This is a genomic window from uncultured Agrobacterium sp., from assembly GCA_913777615.1.
GTDB lineage: Bacteria > Pseudomonadota > Alphaproteobacteria > Rhizobiales > Rhizobiaceae > Agrobacterium.
In genome coordinates, this window is record CAJYTK010000004.1 from 106,592 (window position 1) to 120,675 (window position 14,084).

Here is a 14,084-nt window from a genome sequence, read left to right on the forward strand (position 1 = left end):
ATCATGCCCTCCCGGCGGAAACGAATTGAGCCTCTGCCGATTGATCCCCGGCAATCAGCAGGCGCGGGTCGCGTGCAACCCAGATGGTGACGTCCAGCGACTGGGCGGATGCCTTGCCGGAATGCAAGTCCATCGACTTTTCCGGCGAGAGACCGGCCTTCTTCAGCCACTCTTCCATGGTCTGGTTCGAAAATCCCAGGCGGACATGCGCGTGCTCTTCCCGCAGATATTCCAGAGAATGCGGCGCCAGATCGATGATCACCAGACGGCCATTGGGGCGCAGCATGCGCGCCGCCTCGGCAATCGCCATTTCCGGATGATCGAGGAAGTGCAGAACCTGATGGACGACAACCAGATCGAAATCCTGGCCTTCCAAGGGCAGATTGAGAATATCACCATGGCGCACAGACGCGTGGGAGACACCCGCCTTATCCAGATTGGAGCGCGCGACGGCCAGCATGTCACGGCTGGCGTCGATGCCGATGGCACGACGATAGATGCCGCTCAGCAGCTGCAGAATACGGCCAGTCCCCGTTCCCAGATCGAGCATCGAGTCGACCGGCGTGGTGCCGATCAACTTCAAAAGTGCCGCGTCCACGGCCTCATCGCTGACATGCAGACGTCGAAGCTCGTCCCACGCAGAGGCATTGCGGCTGAAATATTCCTGCGCGCGAGCGGCGCGCACGCGTTTGACCGCGGCGAGGCGCTCGTTGTCGCGCGCAAGAACCGCATCGGCGGAGGATGCGAGTGATAACAACTGCTTCACGAGCTCGGCTGACTTGCCATCCTGCTTCAAACGGAAGTAAGCCCAGGCACCTTCCTGATAGCGGTCAATCAGATCTTCTTCTGCAAGAAGCTTGAGGTGACGCGAAATGCGCGGCTGCGACTGACCAAGGATTTCGGTGAGATCTGTCACCGTCAAGTCACCGGCAGAGAGCAGCGCGAGGAGACGAAAGCGCGTAGGCTCTCCCGCCGCCTTCAATAGATCCACCAGATTATCCAGTCCAAGCGCCAAAGCCGCAACCTCACCCAATCAACATATAAAGATATCTTTATACGATTGAGTCAGAGATGCAAGACAGGACTTTGATCCGGACAAGAAAAGCACCACGAAAAGCCGGAGCGAAGCCGACCTGTCAGGAAGACGGTCGGCACGATAATCCAGCCGCGGTCGATCCGACTACACGATCCGTGACTTGCCACCCCCACGCGATTTCCAAAAAACTCTATTGACCTCAACTATACTTGAGGTCCTACCAACACGGCGTTCCAAAAACAGCCTCAATGCAGGCTTTGACAAGGAGTACGCTCGTGATTTCACTCAAAGGTCTCTACGAAACCCATTTGACCGTATCGAACCTTCATCGATCCATAGATTTCTACCGCGATGTTGTGGGATTGGAGCTGGCCCACACCATTCCGGAACGGAATGTCGCCTTCTTCTGGATCGCAGGTCGCGAGACCTCCATGCTTGGCCTGTGGTCCATACACAGTTCTCCGTTGCGCAGTCGGTTGCACATCGCTTTTCAGACCAGCCTTGAGCAACTGCTCGAAGCATCCGAGTACCTGCGTTCAAAAACCATCATCCCCCGCGACGGTGCAGGATCGGAGATCGAAGAGCCGATCGTCTTTCCATGGATGCCCGCAGCCAGCGTCTACTTCGACGACCCCGATGGTCATTCTCTTGAGTATATCGCGCTCTTGCCGGATCAGCCTCGGACAGACATCCCTGGAACGCTGACATTCTCCGAGTGGAAGCAACTGACTGCCGATCATTCCTGAAGCAGAGACTACTCCAGAAAAAAGAGAGGCGGAATCATCTCCCGCCTCTCTCGCCTCATAGATTTTGAACCGCTTTTTCGAACTCGGCTCAGAAAACTCAGCGTGTCAGGCGCTTGTAAGCCTGGCTGCCCGGGTTCAGCGCATCGGGACCAAGACGGCGGATCTTGTCCTGTTCGTAATCTTCGAAGTTGCCTTCGAACCATTCCACATGGCCATCGCCTTCGAAGGCGAGGATGTGTGTGGCCAGACGGTCGAGGAACATGCGATCGTGGCTGATGATAATGGCGCAGCCGGCAAATGCTTCAAGCGCGCTTTCGAGCGCACCCAGCGTTTCGGTATCGAGGTCGTTGGTCGGTTCGTCGAGGAGAAGAACGTTGCCGCCGGCCTTCAGCATCTTGGCCAGGTGAACGCGGTTGCGCTGACCACCGGAAAGATTGCCGACCTTCTGCTGCTGATCGCCGCCCTTGAAGTTGAAGGCGCCGCAATAGGCTCTGCTGTTCATGTCGAACTTGCCGAGCTTGATGACTTCTGCACCGCCCGAAATTTCTTCCCAGACGGTCTTGTCGGCATCGAGCGCGTCGCGGCTCTGGTCGACATAGCCGAGATGAACCGTTTCACCGACGCGGATCGAACCGGCATCCGGCTTTTCCTGACCGGTGATCATCTTGAAGAGCGTCGACTTACCGGCACCGTTGGGACCAATGATGCCGACGATGCCGCCTGGCGGCAGCTTGATCGACAGGTCGTTGATCAGCGTGCGGCCTTCGAAGCCTTTCTTGATCCCTTCAAGCTCGATAACAACCTGTCCGAGACGTTCTGAGACAGGAATGATGATCTGCGCGTCACCGGGACGGATGTTCTCGGCCGCATCAACCAGCTGTTCGTAAGCCTTGATACGCGCCTTGGACTTTGCCTGACGAGCCTTGGGGCTCGAAGCAATCCACTCCTGTTCGCGCGAGAGCGACTTCTGGCGACCGGCTTCTTCACGCGCTTCCTGCTGCATGCGCTTGGCCTTGGCCGTCAGATAGGCAGAGTAGTTGCCTTCGTAGGGAATGCCACGGCCACGATCAAGCTCGAGGATCCAGCCCGTGACGTTGTCGAGGAAGTAGCGATCGTGGGTGATCATCATGACGGCGCCGGGGTAATCGCGCAGGTGCTTTTCGAGCCAGGCGATCGTTTCAGCATCAAGGTGGTTGGTCGGTTCGTCGAGCAGCAGCAGGTCCGGCTGCGATAGCAGCAGACGGCAAAGCGCAATACGACGACGCTCACCACCCGAAAGCACTGTGACATCGGCATCCTTCGGCGGGCAGCGCAGCGCTTCCATCGCCATTTCGACCTGCTGTTCCAGATCCCAGAGGTTCTGGCTGTCGATGATATCCTGAAGCTTGGCGCCTTCGTCGGCGGTCTCGTCGGAATAGTTCATCATCAGTTCGTTGTAGCGGTCGAGAACGGCCTGCTTGTCGGCGACACCCTCCATGACGTTCTCGAAAGCGTTCTTGTTGGGATCGAGCTTCGGCTCCTGCTCCAGATAGCCGACAGTCGCACCTTCTGCGAGCCAGGCTTCACCGGTGAATTCCTTGTCCTGACCGGCGATGATGCGCAGAACCGTGGACTTACCGGCGCCGTTCGGACCAAGAATACCGATCTTGGCATCAGGGTAGAAGGAGAGGTTCACGTTCTCGAGAATCTTCTTCGCGCCATAGGACTTGTTCAGCCCGGACATGTGATAGATGAATTGGCGTGCCATTGTAGCGAATGCTCCGCGTCGGATTTGAAAATTCGGATTGGGAAATTTGCCGCTATGTAAGGTAAATGGGGCTGAGGAGCAACCTCTTGGCCAATAATAAGCAAGTGGAACAGCGCATGGGCGACGATCTGATGTTCGGCAAAATCGAGCGGCTGGAGAGCCCTTCCGGCGCCACACTCGCCTATCGTCATGAGGCTGCCAGAAGCGAACCGCGCGGCGTCCTGATGATCTTGCACGGGCTTGTGGACCATGCCGGGCGATACAGGCACTTTGCCGATTTCATGGCCAGCCACGGTTTCCAGGTCTATGCGCATGACCATCGCGGCCACGGCCGCACGCGCTCTGCGGACGCCCCCGTCGGACGCTTCGCTCCCAAGGATGGACTTTACAAGGTCGTAGAGGATGTCATCGCCATGCGAGATCTCATAGCGAAACGTCATCCTGGCCTACCGGTTATCCTCTTCGGTCACTCCATGGGCGGGTTGATTGCGCTCAACACTGCCGTAAGCCACCCGGACCGTTTCGACGCTCTCTCCATCTGGAACTCCAATTTCAACACCGGCGTGATGGGTCGCCTCGCGCAAGCGGTGCTGCGCATCGAAAAAATGCTGAAGGGCTCGGACGTGCCAAGCGCCGTTCTGCCGCAGGCCACCTTTCGCATCTGGAACGCGCGTATGCCGGAGAAGCGCACAACTGCCGACTGGCTGAGCCATGACAAAGCAGCTGTCGATGCCTATGTGGGCGACCCGCTCTGTCAGTTCGAAGCCAGTGTTTCGCTGTGGCAGGATGTCTTCGAGATGTCTTATCGCGGCCCGAAGCTGATGGAGCGCCTACCCAAACAACTTCCCGTCCTCCTCGTTAGTGGTGACGAGGATGCCGCCACCAATAACGGGCGGGAAATCCACTGGCTGGCGGAGAGGTTTCGCAACGCCGGTTTCTCGGATGTTGAGAACACGATCTATAAGGGCATGCGCCACGAAACACTGAACGAGATCGGCTGGGAAAAGCCTGCAGCGGATTTCGCGGCCTGGGCTGCGAGAACGGCGGACGGAAAGAAAAGTGACGTTGCCCAAACGGAATAAACCCATGAGATAAATTCACATGCGCGCTTTCACCCACCCGTTTATAAGGCTGGGGAAAGCGCAAGGTAACTCATGGTCGAACCATCATCGTCGAAAGAGCCGCCCCTCAAGGGCATCCGTGTCATCGAACTCGCCCGGGTTCTGGCAGGCCCATGGGCGGGCCAGATGCTGGCCGATATGGGCGCCGATGTCATCAAGGTTGAAAGCCCGGATGGTGGCGACGATACGCGCGCCTGGGGACCGCCCTTTGTCGAGAGCAAGGATGGCGACAATCTTTCGGCCGCCTATTACCATTCGACAAATCGTGGCAAGCGCTCCATCACTGTCGACCTGAAGACTGAGGAAGGCCGCCAGACCGTGCGGCGTCTGGTTAAGACCGCCGATGTGGTGATCGAGAATTTCAAGCGCGGCGGGCTGGAGAAATACGGCCTCGATTACCAGAGCCTGCGCGCCCTGAATCCGAAGCTCATCTACTGCTCCATCACCGGTTTCGGCCAGACTGGCCCCTATGCGGATTTTGCCGGTTACGATTACATCGTTCAAGGCATGTCCGGCTTCATGTCGATTACCGGTGAGCCGGACGGCCAGCCGATGAAGGCAGGCGTTGCCGTTGCCGATATCTTTACCGGCATCTATTCCGTGACAGCGATCCAAGCGGCGCTCATCCACACGCTCCGCACTGGAGAGGGTCAGCACATCGATATGGCACTTCTGGATGTGCAGTCCGCCGTGCTGGCCAACCAGAACATGAACTACCTGATCTCCGGCAGGCCACCCGTCAGGCTCGGCAATGCCCATCCGAACATCTCACCCTATGAGGTGGTGCCGACAGCCGATGGTTTCCTGATCCTCGCCGTTGGCAATGACGGTCAGTTCAAGCGACTCTGCAAGATCCTCGGTGTCGATGCGATCGCTGAAGACGAGCGTTATGCGACCAACAAGGCACGCGTTGCGCACAAGCTGGAGGTCCGCCAGATCGTTTCCACAGAGACGCTCAAATGGATGAAGCGCGATTTGCTGACGGCTTGCGAAAGCAACGCAGTTCCAGCAGGTCCGATCAACTCCATCGAAGAAATGTTTGCCGATCCACAAGTTCAGGCACGCGGTCTTCGTATAGACCTGGAAGCCGCGGATGGAACGGTCATCCCTGGCGTTCGCACGCCCATCGTGCTCTCTGAAACGCCACTACGCTACAACCGTCCAAGCCCGCGCCTTGGAGAACATCAGGCCGAAGTTCTGGCCGAACTGGACGATATCGAAAGGAACATCGCGCAATGACGACTTTGGGAAAGAGAACCGGCGGCCAACTGATCGTTGAAGCGCTGAAGGCCAATGGCGTGTCGCGCGTCTCCTGCGTGCCCGGGGAAAGCTATCTGGCGGTTCTCGATGCGCTTTATGAAAGCGGCATCGAAACCGTCGTCTGCCGCCAGGAAGGTGGTGCCGCGATGATGGCTGACACCTGGGGCCGACTGACGGGAGAGCCAGGCATCTGTATGGTCACACGCGGCCCGGGCGCAACCAATGCCTCCGCCGGTCTACATGTCGCAAGACAGGATTCAATTCCGATGATCCTGTTCATCGGCCAGGTGCAGCGTGATGCCCGCGAGCGCGAAGCCTTCCAGGAAGTCGAGTATCGCCGCGCCTTCACCGAATTTGCCAAATGGGTTGGCGAGATCGACGATGCCCGCCGTATTCCCGAATTCGTGACCCGTGCCTTCGCCGTCGCCACATCCGGCCGCCCCGGCCCCGTGGTGCTGACACTGCCGGAAGATATGCTGGTGGAAGAGGTCGAAGCCCCCGAAGCCAAAGCCTACACGCCAGTGGAGAACCATCCCGGCCCCAGGCAGATGGCGAAGTTCACAGACCTGCTCGCAAACGCCAAGCGTCCGATGTTCATCCTCGGCGGCACGCGCTGGTCGGAAGAGGCCGTTGCGTCCTTCAAGAATTTTGCTGAAAGCCTGAAGGTGCCAGTCGGCTGCTCCTTCCGCCGCCAGATGCTCTTCGATCACACGAGTTCCTCTTATGCAGGCGATGTCGGCATCGGCATCAATCCGGCGCTATCGAAGGAGATCAAGGAGTCCGATCTCATCGTGCTTGTCGGCGCCCGCATGTCGGAAATGCCGTCCTCCGGCTACACCATGCTGGACATCCCCTACCCGTCGCAGACGCTGGTGCACGTTTTCCCAGAGGCCGAGGAGCTTGGCCGCATCTATCGCCCGGATCTCGCCATCTGCGCCGCGCCAGAGAACTTCGTCGAAGCTCTGGCAGAGCTCAAAATGGATGCAAACCCAGCCTGGGCAGAACGCACCTCTGCCATGCACGAGGCCTATCTGAAATGGTCCACACCACCCCAGACCGGTCCCGGCAACGTGCAGATGGGGCCGATCATGGACTGGATCGAGGCCAATGTGTCGGAAGACGCAATCTTCACCAATGGCGCCGGCAACTACGCCACATGGGTCCACCGCTTCCACCGTTTCCGCCGCTTCAACACACAAGCCGCGCCCACGTCCGGCTCCATGGGTTATGGCCTGCCGGCAGCCGTTGCGGCCAAGCATCTCTTCCCCGAGCGTGAAGTCATCTGCTTTGCCGGTGATGGCTGCTTTATGATGCACGGCCAGGAATTCATTACAGCCGTACGCTACGGCCTGCCGATCATCACGGTCCTCGTCAACAACGGCACCTATGGCACGATCCGCATGCACCAGGAACGGGAATATCCCGGCCGCGTCAGCGCCACCGATCTCGTCAATCCGGACTTCGTCGCCTATGCCCAAGCCTTCGGCGGCCATGGGGAGTTGGTGGAAAAGACCGAAGACTTTGGTCCTGCCTTCGAGCGCGCACGCGCCAGCGGCAAAGCGGCCATAATCGAGATCAAGCTTGACGCAGAAGCGATCACCCCTGCCCGCACGCTGACGCAGATCAGGAACAAGAGCTGAGGTAGTAGATCTTCCTGTCTTCCCTCATCCCTGTCTCCGTGGCAGAGATCAGGCTGAAGCGCTTGCGCGCAACCAAGGTGATTTGTCGGCCCAATATCCTTGGGCTGCCTTGGTCACCTTGAAAAGCCGGAATGAAGGAACGACAAGCCGCCATGCACAACAGCAAAATCCCGGTCATCACACCCCGCAATGCCAAGATCGAAGCTTCGGCTGGTGCGCCATTCGAAGCCATCCGGGTGGCACGCGATGTGCTGCTGACATCCCGAACCTGCGGTCTGGCAACTCTCGATCCCGCAAGCGGCTACCCCTACAATACCGCCACCAACATCGCCGTCGAGCCGGATGGAACACCCTTCTTCTTCGCAGCCCGCCTGGCGCTTCATGCGCGCAACATCGAGGCCGATCCCCGCATCTCGCTGGTGCTGGCTCCCTTCAACAAGGGCGACGCCCTTACCTTGCCCCGTCTGACATTGGTCGGCCGGGCGGAACTTATGAGCGACGCGGAAACACCACTCGCCAAGGCGCGCTATATCGCACGCTACCCAAAGGCCAAGCTCTACCTCGGTTTGCCGGACACCCAGCTTTACCGGATGAGAATCGACGGTGTCCAGATCAATGGCGGCCCTGCGCGCAACGCCAACAACATCACCGCCGACGACCTGCGCACGAATCTGAGCGGCGCAGACAGTTTGATCGCTGCGGTTGACGACGAGATTTCCCGCATCAACGCAATCAAGGGCGAAGCCTCACGGCTCGCCGTCATGGCCGGTAGGAAGCCCGGGGCATGGAACGTCACCTCGATCGATCCTGACGGCGTCAATCTGGCCTCGTCACAGGATCTGGCAAGACTGTGGTTTGCCGAGCGGGTCACCGACTTGAATCAACTTGCCAAGGCACTGACTCAATCTGCGAAGTGATCGCGGTAAGCGATTCGAACGGAAAGAGAATTGGCCGTTCTCGCACATAATCTCCGTCCAACGAAAAAGCCGGCCCAATGGACCGGCTTTCAAAACATCTATCGCCTGACGATCAGATTGCGGCGGTGACGATGAATTCGACCTTGTAGTCCGGCGTCGCGAGCGCTGCTTCGCTGGTGGCGCGGGCTGGCGGGTTTGCCGGGTCGATCCAGCCTTCCCAGACGGCGTTCATCTCACCGAAGGTGGACATGTCGGAAAGGTAGATGATCGTCTGCAGGATCTTCGACTTGTCGGAGCCGGCCAGAGCCAGCAGGCGATCGACTTCAGCCAGCGCGGACTTGCTCTGCTCGGTCACGGAGGTGCCTTCGCCGACCTGACCTGCGAGGTAGACGGTGTTGCCGTGAACGACCGCGCCGCTCATGCGCTTGCCGGGTTCGATGCGCTTGATGCTCATAGTAAAACTCCTGTTTGGTAGGCTTTGGATAAGAGGTGCGGGATCAGCCCCGCAGATGATGGGTCTTTTCGTAGATGGCAGTGGAGCGTGCGCCGGAGCGGCAATAGCCAAGCATGGGGCGCTGCAATTCATCCAGCGCATCCACCATGCCGGCCACGGCATCGGGATCGACGCCAAAGCGGCCGACCGGCACATGCATGATGGTGAGGCCAAGCTCTTCAGCACGTTCGGCGATATCGGCAAAACGCGGCTGGCCTTCTTCCTCGTCATCCGGGCGGTGGCATACGATGGATTTGAAGCCAAGCGCTTTCACCTCGTCGAGATCGGCCACGCTGATCTGTCCGGTAACGGAGTAATCGTCATCGATGCGTCTGATATCCATCTTCTATCCTCCGAGGGTAACGGCTTCGTAGCGCTCCAGGACCGCCATTTCACGAATTCCGCCTCCGATGTAAGGGGTTGAGCCGGATGCGTCAATGACAGGCCTTTCCAATTAAACAGCGGTTTAAAGAATAGAAAAGCGCAAACCATAGGTGCGGCTTTCACCCGGCTGCAGCATGTTGAACTCGCCCTCACGCTCCAACTCAGCCCGGTCGACCCACCGGTGCGAAACAGGCTCTATGCCAAGCACATTGGCGGGGCTCTTCTGGTTTCGCCACATCTGCAGATAGGGCAATGTGTCGGTGCGAAAAGAAACCTTGAGGGTGCGACCGCCAATCGACGCAATTGGCCCAAGTGTCAGCGATGACCAGCCGTTTTCCGCCTGCGCGGGGACACAAAAGACGCTGCCGGGCTCCTCGCCGAAACGCCAGCCAAAGCCGCCACCTTCAAAGGATGCGCTCTCCAGCCGCACGGCGTCGTCGAAGAGCTTCGCAGCGACGTTCACGTGATACATGAGGAAGGTAGGACGGGTGTGATCACTGGTATTGGTCACGCGGTCCTCTAGGCTTACCTCTCCGGTCGCACCATCGATTCGCCAAATCCGTTCCAGCAGCGCCGTGCCGCCGTCAGCCAGCCCGACCGGAACCCGCGCCGCAGCTTCGGCATTACCGTCGGTCAGAGACCATCGGGTGATCTCCGCAGTATGAGAGGAGAAAGAGCCATGCAACGGGTATTTCCGTCCACTCGCATCGCCTGCAATCGGTTGGGGATGGCGAATATGATCAGGACCGCAGGTGAACAAGAACCCCTCAAGCGAGTGATCGATTCTCGGATCGCCGTCATCCGGAATGGCGCGCTCGGGTGCGATATTCACACCATCGACGATGCAAGGGCCGATATCAAGCATGGATGTGTCGTCGAGAAAGATGGACGGCGACTTTCCGGCTTTGAATTCTTTCATCAGCGGCTCCTCCCAGGCATGTCTGCGGCACACTCGACCAGGGTTTTCCTGCGAGAATGCGAAAATTCCGTGACGCAATTGACGCATCGCTCACGCAAAAGCTATCGCAGCCGCGTAAAATTAAGATTGCATTAACCGCGAATTCACCTTTTTCACAATAGGGTCAAGATTACCGTGTGTTTATTGGGACTAACCCAAGGGATCGCAAGAACGTGAAACTTTTTCTTAACGCCGTGTTCTGTCTCGCAGTCGCAGCGTCGCCGGTGCTTGCACCGTCGAACGCGTCCGCACAACAGCGCTATGTCACTCAGGACCAGGGCGTTCTGGTCGCACCCGACGGCACCGTTCTGGATTATCTGCCGAACCCGAACGATGTGGTCATCAGCCGTGACCGCATGGGTCGCACCGTTTATTACGATCGCTACGGCAATCTCGTCGGCACGCAGATGCCCGGCGGCGCTCAGCAACAGCCGCAGGCGCCGCGTGATCCCTATCAGGCACAGCGCGACCCCTATTATAGCGAGCCGGACACCTACTACCCACCGCCACCCGGTCGTTATCGCGAGCCGGAGCAGCCACGGCGGAGCTATGGGTACCAGGAAAATCAACGCTATCAGGGCCAAGGCCAGTACCGCGACTATCGCGAGTTTCGCAATGATGGCAACAGCGACGGGGTCTACACCGGCTCCGTCGAGCCGCGCCGTGGTGATGTCGAAAGCGGTCCTTTGAGCCAGCCCATGCCGGGTGAAAGCACCACCGCTGCCGTGCCCCAGCCAGACCATCTGATCGAACGAAACCAGCCTGTCACCGCACCGGTCAATCGTTCGCGCCAGGAGATCGTCGCCCTTCAAGTCTTTCTAGACCGCGAAGGCATCTCTCCCGGTGTGATCGATGGCAAGATGGGCGACAACGTCAACAAGGCAATTGCGGCTTGGCAGGAGATGACCGGCGAAAGGCTGGATCCCAACAATACCGACGACATTCTGGAGCGCCTGCGCAACAGCGGCGGTCTGGCGATCGTGGATTACACGATTACAGCAGCCGATGCAGCGGGCCCTTACGTCGCCTCTATTCCAGACGACTACGCCGCCAAGGCCGCTCTCCCCGCCATGTCCTACACGTCCACGACGGAAGCCCTGGCCGAGCGCTTCCACATGGATGAGACCTATTTGAAGGAACTCAACCCCGGCGTCGATTTCACCGTTCCTGGCACCATCATCAAGGTTGCAAACCCCGGTGAACCGAAGAAGGGCCAAGTTGCCCGCATCGTAGCGCATAAGGGTATCAAACAGGTCTTTGCCTATGACGAAAGCGGCACGCTGATCGCTGCCTATCCGGCGACCATCGGTTCTTCAGACACGCCCTCGCCAAGCGGCACACATACGGTTGAGCGCATCGCGCTGAACCCGGGCTATACCTATAATCCGAAGATCAACTTCCAGCAGGGCCAGAACACTCAGATCCTACAAATCCCGCCAGGCCCGAACGGCCCAGTCGGAACAGTCTGGATTGCGCTCTCCAAGCCGACCTACGGCATCCATGGAACGCCAGAGCCCTCCAAGATCGGCAAGACCAACAGCCATGGCTGTATCCGCCTGACCAACTGGGATGCAACGGAATTGGCGAAGATGGTCCGCCCCGGCGTCGTGGTAGAATTCGCGGAGTAAACTCCAACCTCTGAAAACAGAAATCCCCGGCCTCTGACCGGGGATTTTTTTGTTTCTAGACCACTGCCGCGCCTATGAGAAGCCGATCGAAGAAGTGGAGGAGGCAGGTTCTCCTCAGCCCAGTCTCACCGCCCGCCTCTCTCCTCTGCGTTCTGTTAGAAAGAAACCAAGCGCCATGACCGGCAGTGCAAAACCCAGCCATGAGGCCGCCGTCCACTGCCCACGGGAATAGGCCCAGCCACCAAGAGCCGATCCGACCGCGCCACCCATAAAGAAGGTTGCCATGAAGACGCCGTTGAGGCGGCTGCGGAACTCTGCGCCGAGCGCAAAGATGGCACGCTGGCTCAGCACCAGATTGGTGGTGACAGCAAAGTCCAGGATGATGGCGGCGATAACGAGGAGCGCTAGAGACAGATGCGACCCTTCCGGTGCGATATGCGTAACGAGAAAGGAGATCGCAGCCGCGCTGAGCGCAAAGAGCGTCGCGCCCCACGTCCAGCCTCGATCCGCCACACGTCCGGCTATGGGAGCCGCGATGGCACCGGCTGCTCCTGCCAGCGCGAAGAGCGCGATTTGCCCTTGCGATAGCTGGAAAGCGGGACCGCTCAGATAAAGAGGCGTGGTCGTCCAGAACAGACTGAAGGCCCCGAACATGGCTGCCTGATAGCCTGAGCGCCGCTGCAGAACGGGCGTCGTGCGAGCAAGTTCTGCCATTGAAGCCAGCAGAGCGCGATAGGGCAGCTTGGCATCAGGCATGCGCCGCGGCAGTTGACGGTAGAGCACAGTCGCCAGAATACCCATCGCCACAGCGGAAACAAGGAAAACACCGCGCCAGGAGACGAACTCCGACAGGATGCTGGAGGCCGGGCGCGCCAGCATGATGCCAACCATCAACCCGCTCATGACATTTCCGACAACACGGCCGCGAATTGCGGCTGGTGTCATGTGTGCCGCAAAGGGAACGATCATCTGAACCGCTACAGAGCTGACACCAACAAGAAACATAGCAAACAGAAAAGGACCGGCATGTGGCGCGAGCGCCGCCGAAATCAGAGCCAGAACCGCCGTGGCAACAGTACCGACAATGAGCTTGCGATTTTCAACGAGATCGCCGAGCGGTACGACGAAAAGAAGTCCTAGCCCATAGCCGATCTGAGTAAGCGTCACGATCAGCCCGGTCGCGGCCGACGAAAGGCCCAGTTCAGGGCCGATCACACCTGCTAGCGGCTGTGCGTAATAAATGTTCGCTGCCACGAGCCCGCAGGCGCTCGCCAGCAAAAATATCATCGCGGAAGACATCGTCTCTTCCGTCGGTTCATCCGTGTCGATAGCTTTCAACGCCATAACGTCACTCCAAATTAGAAAACATTCGTTTCCGAAATAAGCAAAAAGATCAATCGAAAATGCGCATGGCGGCATCAACGACCGAAGACATTTCCTCCCGTGTGGGGGCGGTCTTGCCGACAACCCGCATTCCGTACAGCAGACAAAGCGCCGTTTTCGCAAGGACATCACAATCCGCTGTGTTTGTGATAGAGCCGTCTGCCTGCCCTGCTTGGACAAGGCGGGCCAGTATATTTTCACGCACCTTGATCGCGCTTCGAACGACGCGAGCTACATCCTCATCCAGCGACGCGAGATCGGCCACGGCACCGACGATCAGACAGCCTTGCTCACCAGATGATCCCGCCGAGTTTCCCGCGTAGAACTCCATGGCAGCCCGCAGCTTCTCGCGGCCATTTTCGCCGGCCTGGACCCTTGCCTCGAACCGCTTCGTCTGCACAAGCTTGTAGCGCTCGATGGCAGCGATATAGATATCCTTCTTGTCCTTGAAGGCCTTGTAGAGGCTGCCCTGCGTCAGCTCCATCGCCCCCGTCAGATCGCCGACGGAGGTGGCGTGGAAGCCGCGCTCTGCGAACACGCCAATGGCCCTGTCGATAGCGGCATCGACATCGAATTCACGCGGACGTCCGCGCTGGCGCTGTGATGGGAATGAGGAAGCAATTTCTGTCATGAAAGGAGATATAGGAAATGATCGTTTCCAAATCAAGCGTAATTTTTGGATGGCACGCCGCGGCTTGATGAGGAGCGCTCGATCTGACGTTTGTAAACCGGCCAGTTATGATCGCTAACGACCAGGCATGAGGCGATCCC

The 14,084-nt window shown here is 58.6% G+C and carries 13 protein-coding genes; 6 read left to right on the forward strand and 7 right to left on the reverse strand.

The window, feature by feature from the left end; translation table 11 throughout:
• Position 1: 1 nt before the first annotated feature.
• Positions 2-1,015, reverse strand: a complete 1,014-nt coding sequence (locus QZ862_RS02575) for a metalloregulator ArsR/SmtB family transcription factor (RefSeq protein WP_296097291.1) — start codon at positions 1,013-1,015, stop codon at positions 2-4.
• Positions 1,016-1,311: 296 nt separating this feature from the next.
• Here QZ862_RS02575 and QZ862_RS02580 point away from each other — a divergent pair, with 296 nt between their 5' ends.
• Entirely contained in the window at positions 1,312-1,782 is a 471-nt protein-coding gene (locus QZ862_RS02580; protein WP_296036192.1) for a VOC family protein, read from the forward strand.
• A gap of 97 nt (positions 1,783-1,879) precedes the next feature.
• Here the strand turns inward: QZ862_RS02580 and ettA are convergent, their stop codons facing one another.
• Positions 1,880-3,529: an energy-dependent translational throttle protein EttA gene (gene ettA / locus QZ862_RS02585; RefSeq protein ID WP_296015240.1), complete on the reverse strand. Its 1,650-nt coding sequence runs from the start codon at positions 3,527-3,529 to the stop codon at positions 1,880-1,882.
• A gap of 116 nt (positions 3,530-3,645) precedes the next feature.
• On the opposite strand from ettA, the gene QZ862_RS02590 reads away from it, so the two are divergent.
• The 4 genes from QZ862_RS02590 (at position 3,646) to QZ862_RS02605 (ending at position 8,467) form a co-directional block, all read left to right on the forward strand.
• A complete protein-coding gene (locus QZ862_RS02590; protein ID WP_296076307.1) occupies positions 3,646-4,611 on the forward strand; it encodes an alpha/beta hydrolase in 966 nt (321 codons plus the stop codon).
• A 72-nt stretch (positions 4,612-4,683) separates the two neighbouring features.
• Positions 4,684-5,889, forward strand: a complete 1,206-nt coding sequence (locus QZ862_RS02595; RefSeq protein ID WP_296036190.1) for a CaiB/BaiF CoA-transferase family protein — start codon at positions 4,684-4,686, stop codon at positions 5,887-5,889.
• Entirely contained in the window at positions 5,886-7,550 is a 1,665-nt protein-coding gene (locus QZ862_RS02600) for a thiamine pyrophosphate-binding protein (RefSeq protein ID WP_296097293.1), read from the forward strand. Before QZ862_RS02595 ends, QZ862_RS02600 begins: the two co-directional genes overlap by 4 nt.
• A 152-nt stretch (positions 7,551-7,702) precedes the next feature.
• Positions 7,703-8,467, forward strand: a complete 765-nt coding sequence (locus tag QZ862_RS02605; RefSeq protein WP_296097295.1) for a pyridoxamine 5'-phosphate oxidase family protein — start codon at positions 7,703-7,705, stop codon at positions 8,465-8,467.
• 112 nt (positions 8,468-8,579) lie between these two features.
• On the opposite strand, the gene QZ862_RS02610 is transcribed toward QZ862_RS02605, so the two are convergent.
• The 3 genes from QZ862_RS02610 to QZ862_RS02620 all read right to left on the reverse strand — a co-directional run bounded on the left by QZ862_RS02610 (position 8,580) and on the right by QZ862_RS02620 (position 10,263).
• The gene (locus tag QZ862_RS02610) at positions 8,580-8,921 is read right to left on the reverse strand and encodes a RidA family protein (RefSeq protein WP_062440491.1); all 342 of its coding nucleotides are present in this window, start codon (positions 8,919-8,921) and stop codon (positions 8,580-8,582) included.
• A gap of 43 nt (positions 8,922-8,964) precedes the next feature.
• The gene (locus QZ862_RS02615; RefSeq protein ID WP_296015249.1) at positions 8,965-9,303 is read right to left on the reverse strand and encodes a TIGR01244 family sulfur transferase; all 339 of its coding nucleotides are present in this window, start codon (positions 9,301-9,303) and stop codon (positions 8,965-8,967) included.
• Positions 9,304-9,426: 123 nt separating this feature from the next.
• A complete protein-coding gene (locus tag QZ862_RS02620; protein ID WP_296097300.1) occupies positions 9,427-10,263 on the reverse strand; it encodes an aldose 1-epimerase family protein in 837 nt (278 codons plus the stop codon).
• Positions 10,264-10,475: 212 nt separating this feature from the next.
• On the opposite strand from QZ862_RS02620, the gene QZ862_RS02625 reads away from it, so the two are divergent.
• Positions 10,476-11,930, forward strand: a complete 1,455-nt coding sequence (locus QZ862_RS02625) for a L,D-transpeptidase (protein ID WP_296036177.1) — start codon at positions 10,476-10,478, stop codon at positions 11,928-11,930.
• Between the two features lie 114 nt (positions 11,931-12,044).
• On the opposite strand, the gene QZ862_RS02630 is transcribed toward QZ862_RS02625, so the two are convergent.
• Together QZ862_RS02630 and QZ862_RS02635 are read right to left on the reverse strand one after the other, a co-directional pair.
• Positions 12,045-13,274 (reverse strand): MFS transporter, encoded by a 1,230-nt coding sequence (locus tag QZ862_RS02630; protein ID WP_296097302.1) that lies wholly within the window; start codon positions 13,272-13,274, stop codon positions 12,045-12,047.
• Between the two features lie 49 nt (positions 13,275-13,323).
• Positions 13,324-13,944 carry a TetR/AcrR family transcriptional regulator gene (locus QZ862_RS02635; RefSeq protein ID WP_363315894.1) on the reverse strand — a complete coding sequence of 207 codons (621 nt, stop codon included), beginning with the start codon at positions 13,942-13,944 and terminating at the stop codon, positions 13,324-13,326.
• Positions 13,945-14,084: the final 140 nt, after the last annotated feature.

Bases quoted from the DNA above. Each gene is read 5' to 3' on its own strand.
- QZ862_RS02620 (WP_296097300.1), bottom strand. From the start codon at position 10,263: ATGAAAGAATTCAAAGCCGGAAAGTCGCCGTCCATCTTTCTCGACGAC.
- QZ862_RS02615 (WP_296015249.1), bottom strand. From the start codon at position 9,303: ATGGATATCAGACGCATCGATGACGATTACTCCGTTACCGGACAGATC.
- QZ862_RS02635 (WP_363315894.1), bottom strand. From the start codon at position 13,944: ATGACAGAAATTGCTTCCTCATTCCCATCACAGCGCCAGCGCGGACGT.
- QZ862_RS02630 (WP_296097302.1), bottom strand. From the start codon at position 13,274: ATGGCGTTGAAAGCTATCGACACGGATGAACCGACGGAAGAGACGATG.
- QZ862_RS02595 (WP_296036190.1), top strand. From the start codon at position 4,684: ATGGTCGAACCATCATCGTCGAAAGAGCCGCCCCTCAAGGGCATCCGT.
- ettA (WP_296015240.1), bottom strand. From the start codon at position 3,529: ATGGCACGCCAATTCATCTATCACATGTCCGGGCTGAACAAGTCCTAT.
- QZ862_RS02600 (WP_296097293.1), top strand. From the start codon at position 5,886: ATGACGACTTTGGGAAAGAGAACCGGCGGCCAACTGATCGTTGAAGCG.
- QZ862_RS02605 (WP_296097295.1), top strand. From the start codon at position 7,703: ATGCACAACAGCAAAATCCCGGTCATCACACCCCGCAATGCCAAGATC.
- QZ862_RS02610 (WP_062440491.1), bottom strand. From the start codon at position 8,921: ATGAGCATCAAGCGCATCGAACCCGGCAAGCGCATGAGCGGCGCGGTC.
- QZ862_RS02590 (WP_296076307.1), top strand. From the start codon at position 3,646: ATGGGCGACGATCTGATGTTCGGCAAAATCGAGCGGCTGGAGAGCCCT.